Genomic DNA, 15,116 nt, shown 5'->3' on the forward strand with positions numbered 1-15,116 from the left:
TCGGCGGCCGGCTCAGTTCTCGCGCAGGCACTCGATCTCGTAGTCCCCGCTCTCCTCGTCGATCGTCACCCCGTGCGTCTCGCTGCGGAAACCGGGGAAGCGGCGGTCGAAGGTCTCCAGGGCCGTGAGGTAGCGCAGGAGGGGGCCGTCGGGGGCGCCGGTGGACTCGCCCGGCATGAGGACCGGGATGCCGGGCGGGGTGACCGTGACCATCGCCGCCGCCACCCGGTGCGCCGCGTCGGCGATCCGCACCCGCTCGGTACCGCCCCGCACCAGCCGCTGGTAGCAGTGCTGCGGCGGGTGGACCGGCTCCGGGAGCTGCTGGAACGCGGTGTCCAGCAGCTCCACCAGGCGCGCGGAGCGCAGCTGCTCGTGCATCTGCCGGCACAGCTCGCGCAGGGTCAGGCCCGAGTAGCGGCGAGGGTGCGCGGCGACGGCCTCGGGAAGGACCCGGACGAGCGGGGCGTCGGCGTCGTACAGGGCCTTGAAGTCCATCAGGGCGTCCAGCAGCGTGCCCCACTTGCCCTTCGTGATGCCCATCGAGAACAGGATCAGCGTGGTGTAGCTGTCGGTCTTCTCGACCACGATGTTCCGGGTCGCCAGATAGGCGGTCAGCACGCGCGCCGGGATGCCCTCCTCGGCCATCTCCCCGGTCGCGGTGATGCCGGGGCAGGTCAGCGTGACCTTGACCGGGTCCAGCATGCAGTGGCCCTCGGTCAGCCCGGGGAAGCCGTGCCAGGAGGCGCCCGGCTCCAGCAGCCAGCAGGACTGCTCCGTGCGCAGCAGCTCGGGCGGGGCCTCGTCGAAGGGCAGGCGTTCGCCGGTCGCCGGGTCGGTGACCTCCTCCGGCTGCCAGACGCCGAAGAACCACGGCGGCCGGTCCCCGGCGCCCTCCACCCGCCGGCGCAGCCGGACCATCTCCTGCCGGAAGCGGACCGCCTCCGTCACCGCCTCGTCCACCAGCCACTCGCCCTGCGGGCCGTCCATCATCGCCGTCGCCACGTCCAGCGAGGCGATCATCGGGTACAGCGGCGAGGTGGTGCCGTGCATCATCAGGGCCTCGTTGAACCGGTCGTGCTCCACCGGCGCCCGGGGCGCGGGCCGTACGTGCACCATCGCCGACTGGGACAGCGCGGCCAGCAGCTTGTGCGTGGACTGGGTCGCGAAGACCGTCGGCCGGTCCGGCCCGGGGAAGGTGTCCGCGTCCACCGACATGCCGTACCGGCCCCGGTACAGCGGATGGAACCGGGCGTACGCGAACCAGGCCTCGTCGAAGTGCACCCGGGGCGTGCTGGCCGCTAGTGCCCGCGCGGCCGGTACGGCGGCGTAACTGAGGCCGTCGTAGGTGGAGTTGGTGAACACCGCGTACTGCGCCTCGCGGGAAACGGCCCCTTCGGCCAGCGGGTGCGCGGCGATCCGGGCCGCGATCGAGTCCGCCGCCAGCTCCGCCGGGGGCAGCGGCCCGGCGAGGCCGTACCCGTTGCGGGTGGGCACCAGGTAGACGGGCCGGGCGCCGGAGACCACCAGGCCGTGCAGCACCGACTTGTGGCAGTTGCGGTCCACCAGCGCCAGTTCGTCACGGGTGACGCTGAAGTGGCCCACCAGGCGGTTGCAGGTGGAGTCGCCGTGCAGCACGAAGTAGCTGAGGTCGGCGCCGAAGACACGGGCCGCGTTGCGCTCCGCCTCCCCGATCGGGCCGGTGTGCTCGAACAGCGAGCCCAGCTCCTCCACCGAGATCGACAGGTCCGAGCGGAGCAGCCGTTCGCCGAAGTAGTCGTGGAAGGCGCGCCCCGCGGGCGACTTGAGGAAGGCGACGCCACCGGAGTGGGCCGGGGTGTGCCAGGAGTACTCATGGGCGTCGTCGAAGCGCCGCAGCGCCCGGAAGAACGGCGGCAGCACGTCCTCCCGGTAGGCGCGGGCCGCGCTGGTGATCCGGCCCGCGATGAACCCCGGGGTGTCCTCCAGCGGCCACACGTACCCGACGACCGTCTCCGACACCCACAGCGGCAGCTCCCGCACGCCCTCCTCGGCCATGACCAGGAACACCGGCAGGTCCCGGAACCGCCGCCCGATCCGGCGCAGCACGGCGGCCCCGCCCGGGCCACCGCCGGGGGTGCCGTCCGCCGGGGCGAGCACGGCGCCGGGACCGTCGCCGTGCCGCCGTGCCCCGTCCCCGGGCAGGTCCCAGGCGATCACGGCCGCCGCGAGACCCGCCTCGGTCCGCAGCACCGCCTCGGCGTCCTCGGCGCTGACCGCCCAGCGCACCTCGAAGCCGTCCGCCTCCACGGCGTCCCGGATCTTGCGCAGCTGCTCGGCCCCGGCGCCCTCGGCGCGCGGGTGCTGCGGTACCGCGACCAGGATCCTGCTGTCGGCCATCGCGCGCCCTCGCCTCCCCGGCGGCCACCCGGCCACCCCGCCGGAAAGTCTCGGGCGTGACCGCGGACGACGAGGGGGGCCGCGTACGGCAAACCACCGGGACGACGGAAAACCCGGGTCGCCGCGTTGACCCCCGACGGTCAGCCGAGGTACGCCGGTGACACCGCCGCCGGGCTGATCCGGTGGGGCCGGCCGGAGCCGTCCGCCGGGACCTCGTACAGGTCGGCGCCGTAGTCCCCGGGCAGTGCGTACACGAGCGTGCGGGCGTCCTTCCACACCGCCTGGTCGTCCACGCTGCGGGGCTCGGCGAGCGGGGTCTCGCGCAGTGTGCGCAGGTCCAGGACGTACAGCCGCCAGGGCGCGTCCTTCGGCAGCCCCGCGACCCGCTTCTTGTACGCGACCCGGGTGCCGTCCGGCGACAGGGACGGGCACTCCACGTTGGCGTGCAGCGTGGTGACGGTACGGCGGCGCAGGTCGCCGCGGACCAGGTACGTCCGCCCCTTGGTGGCCAGCGTCGCGTAGAAGGTGCGGTCGTCGGCCGCGAACGTCACCCCCCAGAAGTTGACGTCCGCCGCCCGGTACGGACGGCCGTCCTTGACGATCCGGAAGGCCTCCAGGGACGGGATCAGCTTCCCGGTGCGGGTGTCCACGATGGCCGCGCGCGTGGAGAAGTCCGTCCCGGCGTACGAGTCGCCGCCCACGAACGCCGTCCAGGCGGCGAAGTGCCCGGTGGGGGAGACCCGGGCGCGGGAGGGGATGCCCGGCACGTCGTAGCGGTCCACGGTCCGCAGCCGGGCGTCCAGGATCAGCGCGCGGTAGGTGTCCGACACCGGCCCGTGCACGGCCTGGAGGCACACGCCGGTGCCCGACGCGGCGTGGAACCGCAGGCACTTGAGACCGGAGGCGGTGCGCGGGGCGTCCGGGGCGGAGGCCGGGACGCTGGTCAGCTCGTCGCGGTGCGGCCCCCACGCCATGTTGCGGAACACCAGCCGCCCCGGCTCGCGCAGCGTCACCGTCCCCGGCGTGACGCCCGGCCCGCCCGCCTGTGCGCGGTCACGGCGGTCCGCCCGCGCGGAGGCGTGCAGCACCGACGCCAGCCCGACCGCCGCCAGCACGCAGACGGCCGAGACCAGGATCAGGACGCGGGTGCGTACGGTCGTCATGCGGGCACCGTTCCCTTCGGGCGCAGGGTGAGGGAGAACGCGGCGCACACGGCCAGTGCCACCGCCGCGCCCGCCAGCGCCGCCCGGTCGCCCCACACCGTCCAGGCCGCGCCGAACAGCAGCGAGCAGGCGAACCGGGTCAGCGCCTGCCCGGTCTGCACGACGGCCAGGCCGGAGGAGCGCAGCCGTTCCGGCACGCCGTCCGAGGCGGCGGCCATCAGCACCCCGTCGGTGGCGGCGTAGAAGCAGCCGTGCAGGGCGAGCACGAGGTACGGCAGGCCGGTCCCGTGCCAGGAGGCGAGCAGCAGCGCGTACACGACGAGCAGCGCGCCGTGGCCGGCCAGGAAGACCGTCCAGCGGCCCACCCGGTCCGCGAGCCGGCCGAGCGGCACCGCCAGCAGCAGGAAGGCGGCGGCCGTGCCCAGGGGCAGCAGCGCGAACCAGCGGTCCGGGACGCCGAGGCGGCGCTGGAGCAGCAGGTAGACGAAGGAGTCGCTGACCGTGGCGAGGCCCAGCAGCAGCGCGCACACCGTGATCCGGCGCAGATCGCGGCCGCGCAGCAGGGCGAGGGCCGCCCGGACCGTCGGCCGTTGCGCCGGGACCGCGCCGCCCCGCCCGCCCGGCACGAAGAGCACCAGCACCAGCACGCCCAGCACGGCGACGCAGAAACTCACGGTGAAGACCGCGTCGTACCCGTCGACGGTGGCCCGCAGGATCAGGAAGGCCACCATCGGCCCGAGCAGGGCCCCGGCCGTGTCCATCGCCCGGTGCACCCCGAAGGCCCGCCCGCGCGTCTCCGCAGTACTCGCCAGCGAGATCAGCGCGTCCCGGGGGGCCGTGCGCAGCCCCTTGCCGGTCCGGTCGGCGGCGAGCACCAGCCCGATCGGGGTCAGCGTGTGCGCCACCAGCAGCAGCGGCTTGCACACGGCCGAGATGTCGTAGCCGAGCCCGGCGACCCACTTGTGCCGCCCGCCGCCCCGGTCGGCGAAGTGCCCGCCCACCAGGCGCACGAGCGCCGAGAACCCGTTGTAGACGCCGTCGAGCAGCCCGAAGCCCAACGGCGACAGGCCCAGGCCGGTCACCAGGTACAACGGCAGCACCGCCGTCACCATCTCCGACGAGACGTCGGTGACCAGGCTCACCGTCCCCAGCGCGAGCACGGTCGGCGCGACCGCCGCACGGCGCCGCCCGGCCGGAGGCCGGACGGCGCCCTGAGCGGACGTACTCGCACGACTGTCCGCTACGTACACGTCAGGACGCCCAGATCCCGGTGATGTCCTTGGCGGAGGCCGCGTTGCCCGCGTGCGTGGTCAGGCCCTGGGAGTCCTCCAGGGTGCGCAGCAGGTCGTAGTGGTTGTACGTGGTCGAGGAGCTGGACCCGGCGGCGACGGGCTGCCCGTAGAACACGGTCGGGATCTTGTTGCCGCTCAGCCGGTTGTCCTCGTCGAAGGTGACGACGAGCAGGCTGTTGTGGGTCTTGGCCCAGGTCGCGTAGGCGCCCAGGTTGTTCTTCAGCCAGGTGTCACCGGTGGACACCGAGCAGTCGTGCATGTCGCTGCACAGGTTCGGGACCACGAACGACACCTGCGGCAGCGTCGAGTAGTCCGTCGGGAACTGGGCGAACGTCTTCGCGGTCGAGGTCGGCACGTTGCTGAACCCGAACCAGGGGTTGTGCTTGCGGGCGTAGTTGCCGCTGCTGCACGTCGTGGAGCCCTGGCTGGGCAGGGTCTCGTTGTAGCTGGCCCAGGTGCGGCCGGCGGCGATCAGCTCGGACGCGAGGTTGCGCGCCGAGGAGAACCCCGGGGTGTAGCAGCTGTCGTCGGTGATGCCCTGCGTCGACCCGGAGAACAGCGCGAAGTAGTTCGGCTGGCTGGGGTGGGTCTCGGCGTACGACTGGGTCAGGTTGGCACCCCCCGCCTTCAGCGAGTTGATGTACGGCGCGCTGGAGGAGCCGATGACCTGGCTGTAGGCGTGGTTCTCGAAGACCACGACGACCACGTGGTCCGGGCTGGGCACGGCGCCCGCGGCGTGCGCGGACCCCTCCCCGAGCCCGGTCCACAGCCCGACCGCGGCCGCGGCGAGGGCGGCCGCGGACGCCACGACGGCGCGGGCGCGGCGAAACGCCGAACGAGCAGAACTGCCGGACACATCAACCTCCGGGTATGGATGGGCGGCTGGCGGTGCGGACAGAGCATGCTCATGCCGACATGCCCGTAGCCCACGCCCGCCGACCCCGCGGGTGAAAACCCGGTGAACGCCGGGTACAAGCGCCCGCATGGCGGACATCCTCATCGGCACCTGCGGCTGGACCGACCCGGCGCTGCTCCGGAGCGGCTGGTACCCACCCGGCCACCGGGACACCGAGAAGCGGTTGCGCCACTACGCCACGCGCTTCCCCCTCGTCGAGGCGGACTCCCCGTACTACGCCCTCCCGGCCCCGCGCACCACCGCCCTGTGGGCCGAACGCACACCTCCCGGTTTCCGATTCGACGTCAAGGCGTTCTCCCTGCTCACCGGCCACCGTACCCGCCCCGCCGCCCTGCCGCCCGACCTGCGCGACCACCCTCGTGACGAGGCCCTGCGCAAGGAGGTCTGGACCCGCTACGCCGAAGCGCTGGCCCCGCTGCGCGACGCCGGCCGCCTGGGCACCCTCCTCTTCCAGTACCCGCCCTCCCTCACCCCCGGCCCGCAGGCCGAGGCCTTCGTCCGCGCCGCCCGCGAACGCGCCCACGACTGGCCGTTCGCCGTCGAGTTCCGCGATCCCGCCTGGTGGCACCCCGACCGGGCGGACCGTACGGCGGCGTTCCTCGGCGACCTGGACGCGACGGCGGTGGCCACGGACACTCCCGACGCCCCGCCGCCCGCCCCCGTCACCACCCCCCGCCTCCACCTGATCCGCTTCCACGGCCGCAGCCCTCACTGGGGAAAGGGCACGAAGGAGGAGCGCTTCCGCCACAGCTACACCGAGCAGGAACTCGCCACCTGGTTGCCTCCCGTCCGGCAGGCAGCCGCCGAGGCCGAGGAGGTGCACATCCTCTTCAACAACTGCTGCGGAGACGCGGCCCCGAGGGCGGCCCAGACCCTGCGCGACCTGCTGGCGACGGCATTCCCACACCAACTGCGCCGCGCGGAAACCCACGAGGCCCCGCACCCGCGCCCGGCATGACCGAATCCACGGCGGCGCCGACCGGGGTGGAACCGGCGCAGACGGGAGGCCATCCGGGAACCCGTGACGGCCCGCACTCGCGCACGGCGGGAAGGGGACGTGTCGGGTGGTGTCCGCCCGCAGCGGCCGGCGAGAACCCCGGCACCGCACGAGCAACAGCCCGCCGGACCGAGGACGGACACCACCCGGCGCGGCACCGACCCCCACCCCACGGCAGGCGCGACCCGAGCCACGACTCACCCGGACGGGCCGCCGCAGGCACAGGACCCGCGACCCGAAGGCGCCCGCCGGGGTAAGCCGCGAACTTCACCGGCCGGCGCCTCACCCACGGGCCGGCGCCTCACCCACGGGCCGGCACCCCCACCCACCAGACAGCGCCCCACCCACCGGAGGGCACCCCACCCACCGGCCGGCGCCTCACCCACCAGACAGCGCCTCACCCACCAGACAGCGCCCCACCCACCGGCCGGCACCCCACCCACCGGCCGGCGCCCCACCCACCGGCCGGCACCCCAGGCACCCCACCCCCGCCCCACCACCTCCTCCGCCCCACTCCACCCCACCCCACCCCCACCCCACCCCGCCCCACCACCTCCCCCGCCCCAACCGCCGGACGGCCCCCGCTCCGGTTAGGCTCTGGCCAGGACGACAGCGGATCCGAGGGGAGACCACGGACATGACGCCGGGGCGCAGGAGCAGCACTTTCACCCGTCTGCTGCGGCACGGCTTCACCGACCCGTCCGCCGCCGAACGCCTCCTCGACGGCCCCGAACTGGCCCCGGTCCGCAACGACCCCGTCCTCCTCGAAGCCCTCGGCGCCACCGCCGACCCCGACCTCGCCCTGCACGGCCTGGTCCGCCTCCTGGAGGCCCAGCCCGGCCCCACCGCCCACCGCGAACTGCTGGACACCCTCATCGCGGCCAAGCCGCTGCGCGACCGCCTGCTCGGCATCCTCGGCGCCTCCGCCGCCCTCGCCGACCACCTCGCCCGCCACCCCGGCGACTGGCACGCCCTGGTCACCTACGAGCCGCACGACCTCCACCCGGGCGTCGCGGAGTTCGAGCGCGGCCTGGCGGAGGCCACCGACCCGGTCTCGCTCCGCGTCGCCTACCGCCGCTGCCTGCTCTCCATCGCCGCCCGCGACGTCTGCGGCACCACGGACGTCGCCGAGGCGGCCGCGGAGCTCGCCGACCTGGCCACCGCCACCCTCCGCGCGGCCCTGTCCCTCGCCGAACGCGCGGCGCCGCAGGACGCCGCCGCCTGCCGCCTCGCGGTGATAGCGATGGGCAAGTGCGGCGGCCACGAGCTGAACTACGTCTCCGACGTGGACGTCATCTTCGTGGCGGAACCGGCCGAGGGCACCCCCGAGCCCCAGGCGCTGCAGGCCGCGACGAGACTCGCCGCGCACCTGATGCGGATCTGCTCCGAGACCACCGTCGAGGGATCCATCTGGCCGGTGGACGCCAACCTCCGCCCCGAGGGCCGCAACGGCCCCCTCGTGCGCACCCTCAGCAGCCACCTCGCCTACTACCAGCGCTGGGCGAAGACCTGGGAGTTCCAGGCCCTGCTCAAGGCCCGTCCGGTGGCCGGCGACGCGGCGCTCGGCGCGGCGTACGTCGAGGCCCTCGAACCCCTCGTGTGGCAGGCGGCGGACCGCGAGAACTTCGTGGCGGACGTGCAGAAGATGCGCCGCCGGGTGGTCGAGAACATCCCGGCGGCCGAGATCGACCGCGAGCTCAAGCTGGGCCCCGGCGGCCTGAGGGACGTCGAGTTCGCCGTGCAGCTCCTGCAGTTGGTGCACGGCCGCACCGATCCCGCCCTGCGCAGCGGCACCACCCTGGACGCCCTGACGGCCCTCGCCGCCGGCGGCTACGTCGGCCGGGAGGACGCCGCCCGCCTGGACGAGGCGTACCGCTTCCTGCGCTCCATGGAGCACCGCATCCAGCTGTACCGCCTGCGCCGCACCCACCTCGTGCCGGAGGCGGAGCCGGACGTGCGCCGCCTCGGCCGCTCCCTGGGCCTGCGCGCCGACCCGGTGGCCGGGCTGAACCGCGAGTGGAAGCGGCACACCGGCGTCGTGCGCCGGCTGCACGAGAAGCTCTTCTACCGCCCGCTGCTCGACGCGGTCGCCCAACTCGCCCCCGGCGAGGCCCGGCTGCGCCCGGAGGCGGCCCGCGAACGCCTGGTGGCGCTCGGCTACGCCGACCCGGCCGCCGCCCTGCGCCACCTGGAGGCCCTGGCCTCCGGTGTCTCCCGCAAGGCGGCGATCCAGCGGACCCTGCTGCCGGTCCTCCTCGGCTGGTTCGCGGACTCCGCCGACCCGGACGCCGGCCTGCTGAACTTCCGCAAGGTCTCCGACGCGCTCGGCAAGACCCCCTGGTACCTGCGCCTGCTGCGCGACGAGGGCGCGGCGGCCGAGAACCTCGCCCGCGTGCTGTCGGCGGGCCGCCTCGCCCCCGACCTGCTGATGCGCGCCCCCGAGGCGGTGGCCCTGCTCGGCGACGGCAGCGGAGCGGGGCCCGCGACGGCCGGCGGCGGCCTCGCGCCGCGGCAGCGGGCCGCGCTGGAGCAGGAGATCCTGGCGGCCGTGGGCCGCGCGGAGAACGCCGCCCAGGGTGTCACCGCGGCCCGTGGCGTCCGCCGCCGTGAGCTGTTCCGTACCGCCGCCGCCGACATCGTCGGCTCCTACGGCACCGAGACCAGCCCCGCCGAGGCCGACCAGGGCGCCCTGGTGGACCGGGTCGGCGCGGCCGTCTCGGACCTGACCAAGGCGACCCTGGCGGGCACCCTGCGCGCGGTGGTCCGGGAGGGCTGGGGCGACACCCTGCCCACCCGGTTCGCGATCATCGGGATGGGCCGCTTCGGCGGGCACGAGCTGGGCTACGGCTCCGACGCGGACGTGCTGTTCGTGCACGAGCCGCAGGACGGTGTGGACGAGCACGAGGCGTCCGCCGCCGCGAACAAGGTGGTCGCCGAGATGCGCCGCCTGCTCCAGCTGCCCAGCGCCGACCCGCCGCTGCTCATCGACGCCGACCTGCGCCCGGAGGGCAAGTCGGGCCCGCTGGTGCGCACCCTGAAGTCGTACGAGGCGTACTACCGCCGGTGGTCCCTGGTCTGGGAGTCACAGGCGCTGCTGCGGGCCGAGCCGGTCGCCGGCGACGCGGACCTGGGCCGCCGGTTCGTCGAGCTGGTCGACCCGCTGCGCTACCCCGCCGAGGGCCTCACCGACGACGGGGTCCGCGAGATCCGCCGGCTGAAGGCCCGCATGGAGTCCGAGCGGCTGCCGCGCGGCGCCGATCCCAAGCTGCACACCAAGCTCGGCCCCGGCGGTCTGTCCGACGTCGAGTGGACGGTCCAGCTCCTCCAGATGCGCCACGGCCACCAGGAGGCGGGCCTGCGCACCACCCGCACCCGCCAGGCCCTGGCCGCCGCCCGCGAGGCCGGGCTGCTGTCCGCGGAGGAGGCGGAGATCCTGGACGAGGCCTGGGTGCTGGCCACCCGGGTGCGCAACGCGGTCATGCTGGTCCGCGGCCGGGCCGGGGACACCTTCCCGACCGAGCCGCGCGAGCTGGCCGCCGTCGGCCGCTACCTGGGCTACGGCGCCGGGCACGCCGGGGACATGCTGGACGCGTACCGCCGTACCGCCCGCCGGGCGCGCACGGTGGTGGAGGAGCTGTTCTACGGCGACAGGGCCTGAGCCGGCGCGGGCGTCCGGGCGGCGACCCGCCGGGGCAGGGCGTGCGGCAGGCTGCCGTACCACACCCGGGCCACCGAGAACCCGAAGGCGAGGCAGAGGACGCCGCCCACCGCGTCCAGCCAGAAGTGGTTGGCGGTGGCGACGATCACCAGCAGGGTGGCCGCCGGGTACAGCAGCCCCAGCACCCGCACCCACGGCACCGAGGCCAGCGCGAAGACGGTCAGCCCGCACCACAGCGACCAGCCGATGTGCATCGACGGCATCGCCGCGTACTGGTTGGACATGTGCTTGAGGTCCCCGGAGGCCATCGAGCCCCAGGTGTGGTGCGCCATCACGGTGTCCACGAAGTGCCCGCCGCGCATCAGCCGGGGCGGCGCGAGCGGGAACAGGTAGTAACCGGCCAGGGCCACACCCGTGGTCGCGAACAGCACCAGCCGGGCCGCCGCGTAGCGGCCGGGATGCCGGCGGTACAGCCACACCAGCACCCCGATGGTGACGACGAAGTGCAGCGTGGCGTAGTAGTAGTTCATCCCGATGATGAGCCAAGTCACCGAGTTCACGGCGTGGTTGACCGACTGCTCGACACCGATGCCCAGCGCGTGCTCCACGCGCCAGATCCAGTCCGCGTTGCGCAGCGCCGCGGACCGCTGCTCCGGCACGGCGTTGCGGATCAGTGAGTACGTCCAGTAACTCACCGCGATCAGAAGGATCTCGAACCACAGCCGGGGCCGCCTCGGCCGCCGCAGCCGGCCCAGCGGACCACGTGGGACCTCGCCCGTGACGGCCCGCGGAACGGCCACCTCCTCGCGACCTTCCGGCTCTGTCACGGTCGAGTCACTCATAGGCACAGAGTCTGCCAGACAAGCCTTCCCTCGGCCGATCATCCCAAGGTCGGGTCCGCGGCGCACCTCCTACGACGTACGGAGGACATGCGGCGCCGAAGCGGTGGAGCCGCGCACCACCAGTTCCGGCATGAACACGAACTCGCTGTGCGGCGCCGGAGTCCCGCCGATCTCCTCCAGCAGCGTGCGCACCGCGGCCTGCCCCATCGCCGGGACCGGCTTGCGGATCGTGGTCAGCGGCGGGTCGGTGAAGGCGATCAGCGGGGAGTCGTCGAACCCGACCACCGACACGTCCCGGGGCACTTCCAGGCCCCGCTGCCGGGCCGTCCGTATCGCGCCCAGCGCCATCATGTCGCTGGCGCAGACGACGGCCGTGCAGTTCCGGTCGATCAGCGCGCTCGCCGCCGCCTGACCGCCCTCCAGGGTGTACAGGGAGTGCTGGATCAGCTCCGTCTCGACGGTCTGGGCGGCCAGCCCCAGCTGGTCCTGCACCGCGCGGACGAAGCCCTCGATCTTGCGCTGCACGGGCACGAACCGCTTCGGCCCGAGCGCCAGCCCGATCCGGGTGTGCCCCAGCGACACCAGGTGGGTGACCGCCAGCGACATCGCCGCACGGTCGTCGGGGGAGATGAACGGCGCCTGCACCTTCGGCGAGAACCCGTCCACCAGCACGTACGGCACGCCCTGGGCGCGCAGCCGCTCGTAGCGCTGCATGTCGGCGGTGGTGTCCGCGTGCAGTCCGGAGACGTAGATGATCCCGGCGACCCCGCGGTCCACCAGCATCTCGGTCAGCTCGTCCTCGGTCGACCCGCCCGGGGTCTGCGTGGCGAGCACCGGCGTGTAGCCCTGGCGGGTCAGTGCCTGCCCGATGACCTGCGCCAGGGCGGGGAATATCGGGTTCTCCAGCTCCGGCGTGATCAGGCCCACCAGGCCCTCGCTGCGCTGCCGCAGCCGTACCGGGCGCTCGTAGCCCAGCACGTCCAGCGCGGCGAGCACGGACTGGCGGGTGGTGGCGGCGACTCCCGGTTTGCCGTTGAGGACCCGGCTGACGGTCGCCTCGCTCACCCCCGCCTGCGCAGCGATGTCGGCAAGCCGTGTGGTCACGGCACCGGACTGTACCGGTCGTACCTCCCCTTGCACACCGGCCGGACGCCGGGCGCGGGCGGGCGCACGGCCTGCCGTGGGTTGCTGCGTCATCGCGCTCCCTCGGGAATCTCGGTGGCAAGAGCTTGCAAGTCTTGCACAAGTGCCGTCACCGCCGCTCAGCGCCTGCGCCTTCGGGTCGCGTCACGGTCGACGACTGGTCACGACGGGGTAACCATCGTGTCGCCTTGCACTTTTTTTCTGCAAGGTCTTTCGAAACGCTTACATGGCTGTTACGTTCCCAGTCGCCCGGCCGCGGCAACGGCGCAGTCGGCAAGTCGCAGGGGCGGACGGGACCGTCCCCTGTACCACTCGGGCTTAACCCTCAAGGAGAACTCATGCGGCGTGGCATAGCGGCCTCCGCGCTGGTGGCGTCCCTCGCCCTGACGGCGACGGCGTGCGGCGGGAGCGACGGCGACAGCGGGAAGTCGGACGGCCCGGTCACCATCACGTGGTGGGACACCTCCAACGCCACCAATGAGGCGCCGACGTACAAGGCCCTGGTCCAGCAGTTCGAGGCTGCCCACAAGGACATCAAGGTCAAGTACGTCAACGTCCCCTTCGACCAGGCGCAGAACAAGTTCGACACCGCTGCCGGCGCCAAGGGCGCCCCGGACGTGCTGCGCTCCGAGGTCGGCTGGACCCCCGCCTTCGCCAAGAAGGGCTTCTTCCTGCCCCTCGACGGCACCGAGGCCCTCGCCGACCAGGGCAAGTTCGAGCCGAACCTGATCAAGCAGGCCCAGTACGAGGGCAAGACCTACGGCGTGCCGTTCGTCACCGACACCCTCGCGCTGGTCTACAACAAGGCCCTGTTCAAGAAGGCCGGCATCACCGAGGCCCCCAAGACCTGGGACGAGCTGAGGGCCGACGCCGCCAAGATCAAGGACAAGGCCAAGGTCGACGGCTACTGGGGCTCCACCCAGGCCTACTACGCCCAGACCTTCCTCTACGGCGAGGGCACGGACACCGTCGACGTCGCCGCCAAGAAGATCACGGTGAACTCGCCGGCCGCCAAGAAGGCCTACGGCACCTGGCTGAGCCTGTTCTCCGGCAAGGGCCTGCACAAGGCCGACGCCACCGCCGACGCCTACGCCCACATCCAGGACGCGTTCGTCAACGGCAAGGTCGCCGCGATCATCCAGGGCCCCTGGGAGATCACGAACTTCTACAAGGGCTCGGCCTTCTCGGACAAGTCCAACCTCGGCATCGCCACCGTCCCGGCCGGCTCCGCCGGCAAGGCGGGCGCCCCGACCGGCGGCCACAACCTCTCGGTCTACGCCGGCTCGGACAAGGCCCACCAGACGGCGGCCCTGAAGTTCGTCAAGTTCATGACCTCGGCGCAGTCGCAGGAGGCCATCGCCCTGAAGAACTCCACCCTGCCCACCCGCTCCGACGCCTACACCGACAAGGTCAAGGCCGACCCGGGCATCGCCGGCTACCAGGGCGTCCTGGCCGCCGCCCAGCCGCGCCCGGCGCTGCCCGAGTACAGCTCCCTGTGGGGTCCGCTCGACACCGAGCTGCCCAAGGTCGCCAGCGGCAAGGAGTCGCTGGACAAGGGCCTCGGCAACGCCGAGCTGGCCATCTCCAAGCTGGTGAGCGGCTTCAGCAAGTAAGCCCGCGTGGCCGTCGGATCCCTCCCGCGGGAACGGGGGGAAGGATCCGACGGCCACCGCCCTGTGCCCGGCCCAACCCCTTGATCTTTGAAGGTGTCGAACCATGACAGTCGCCATCGACCGCGCGACCGGCAAGCGCCGCGGTGACCGCGCGCCTCGGCCCGGGCTGGGGCAGCGCGTCAGAAACGGTTTCCAGAGGTACTGGTACGCCTACGCGATGATCGCCCCGGTGGTCGTCGTGCTCGGCGTCCTCGTGGGCTACCCGCTGGTCCGTGGCTTCTACCTCACCCTCACCGACGCCAACAGCCTGAACTCGGCGCGCACGATCGGCGTCAACCACATCGACGCCACGTACAAGTTCATCGGCCTGGACAACTACCACGACATCCTCTTCGGCCCGACGGCGTACGACCGGTTCTGGTCGCACTTCCTGTGGACCGTGTTCTGGACGGCCGCCTGTGTCGCCCTGCACTACGGCATCGGCCTCGGTCTCGCGCTCATGCTCAACCAGAAGCTGCGCGGCCGTACCGTCTACCGGCTGCTGCTCGTCCTGCCCTGGGCCGTGCCGACCTTCGTCACCGTCTTCTCCTGGCGGATCATGCTCGCCGACTCCGGCGTGCTCAACCAGATCCTCGGCTCCCTCCACCTGCCCCAGCCGGAGTGGCTGGAGGACACCTTCTGGCAGCGGTTCTCCGCGATCATGGTCAACACCTGGTGCGGTGTGCCGTTCATGATGCTGTCCCTGCTCGGCGGCCTGCAGTCCATCGACTCCTCGCTCTACGAGGCCGCCGAGATGGACGGTGCCGGCGCCTGGCAGCGGTTCCGGCACGTCACCCTGCCCGGCCTGCGCTCGGTCAGCTCCACCGTCGTGCTGCTCGGCATCATCTGGACCTTCAACCAGTTCGTCATCATCTTCCTGCTGTTCGGCAAGAACTCCGCCCCGGACGCCCAGATCCTCGTCACCTGGGCCTACCAGCTGGGCTTCGGCCAGCAGCCGCGCGACTTCGCCCAGTCCGCCGCGTACGGCGTGCTGCTGCTGTCGATCCTGACCGTCTTCACCTCCTTCTACTTCCGCTGGCTGAAGCGCAATGACCAGCTCGCCGTCTGACGCCGCAG

Annotated in this window: 10 protein-coding genes; 4 read left to right on the forward strand and 6 right to left on the reverse strand. The window is 72.9% G+C overall.

The window, feature by feature from the left end:
• Positions 1 to 12 precede the first annotated feature (12 nt).
• The 4 genes from LG395_RS28120 to LG395_RS28135 all read right to left on the reverse strand — a co-directional run bounded on the left by LG395_RS28120 (position 13) and on the right by LG395_RS28135 (position 5,687).
• A complete protein-coding gene (locus tag LG395_RS28120; protein WP_225811642.1) occupies positions 13 to 2,376 on the reverse strand; it encodes an Orn/Lys/Arg family decarboxylase in 2,364 nt (787 codons plus the stop codon).
• Between the two features lie 140 nt (positions 2,377 to 2,516).
• Positions 2,517 to 3,539, reverse strand: a complete 1,023-nt coding sequence (locus tag LG395_RS28125; RefSeq protein WP_225811643.1) for a TolB family protein — start codon at positions 3,537 to 3,539, stop codon at positions 2,517 to 2,519.
• Entirely contained in the window at positions 3,536 to 4,789 is a 1,254-nt protein-coding gene (locus tag LG395_RS28130; RefSeq protein ID WP_225811644.1) for an MFS transporter, read from the reverse strand. Before LG395_RS28130 ends, LG395_RS28125 begins: the two co-directional genes overlap by 4 nt.
• A 1-nt stretch (position 4,790) precedes the next feature.
• On the reverse strand, positions 4,791 to 5,687 hold the full coding sequence (locus LG395_RS28135) for an alkaline phosphatase family protein (RefSeq protein WP_171156909.1): 897 nt from the start codon (positions 5,685 to 5,687) through the stop codon (positions 4,791 to 4,793).
• A gap of 127 nt (positions 5,688 to 5,814) precedes the next feature.
• Here LG395_RS28135 and LG395_RS28140 point away from each other — a divergent pair, with 127 nt between their 5' ends.
• Both LG395_RS28140 and LG395_RS28145 read left to right on the forward strand, forming a co-directional pair.
• Positions 5,815 to 6,705: a DUF72 domain-containing protein gene (locus LG395_RS28140; RefSeq protein WP_225811645.1), complete on the forward strand. Its 891-nt coding sequence runs from the start codon at positions 5,815 to 5,817 to the stop codon at positions 6,703 to 6,705.
• A gap of 676 nt (positions 6,706 to 7,381) precedes the next feature.
• Positions 7,382 to 10,402, forward strand: coding sequence for a bifunctional [glutamine synthetase] adenylyltransferase/[glutamine synthetase]-adenylyl-L-tyrosine phosphorylase (locus tag LG395_RS28145; protein WP_225811646.1), 3,021 nt, complete (start codon positions 7,382 to 7,384; stop codon positions 10,400 to 10,402).
• Here LG395_RS28145 and LG395_RS28150 read toward each other — a convergent pair.
• Together LG395_RS28150 and LG395_RS28155 are read right to left on the reverse strand one after the other, a co-directional pair.
• Positions 10,384 to 11,244, reverse strand: a complete 861-nt coding sequence (locus tag LG395_RS28150; protein WP_225811647.1) for a phosphatase PAP2 family protein — start codon at positions 11,242 to 11,244, stop codon at positions 10,384 to 10,386. The genes LG395_RS28145 and LG395_RS28150 overlap by 19 nt on opposite strands.
• Positions 11,245 to 11,313: 69 nt before the next feature.
• Positions 11,314 to 12,348, reverse strand: a complete 1,035-nt coding sequence (locus LG395_RS28155; protein WP_212768283.1) for a LacI family DNA-binding transcriptional regulator — start codon at positions 12,346 to 12,348, stop codon at positions 11,314 to 11,316.
• Positions 12,349 to 12,725: 377 nt separating this feature from the next.
• Between LG395_RS28155 and LG395_RS28160 the strand changes: the two genes are divergently transcribed.
• Together LG395_RS28160 and LG395_RS28165 are read left to right on the forward strand one after the other, a co-directional pair.
• Positions 12,726 to 14,000: an extracellular solute-binding protein gene (locus tag LG395_RS28160; RefSeq protein ID WP_225811648.1), complete on the forward strand. Its 1,275-nt coding sequence runs from the start codon at positions 12,726 to 12,728 to the stop codon at positions 13,998 to 14,000.
• Between the two features lie 103 nt (positions 14,001 to 14,103).
• Positions 14,104 to 15,108 (forward strand): carbohydrate ABC transporter permease, encoded by a 1,005-nt coding sequence (locus LG395_RS28165; protein WP_171156919.1) that lies wholly within the window; start codon positions 14,104 to 14,106, stop codon positions 15,106 to 15,108.
• Positions 15,109 to 15,116: the final 8 nt, after the last annotated feature.

The organism is Streptomyces spinosus, from assembly GCF_020400655.1.
Taxonomy (GTDB): Bacteria; Actinomycetota; Actinomycetes; order Streptomycetales; family Streptomycetaceae; genus Streptomyces; species Streptomyces argyrophylli.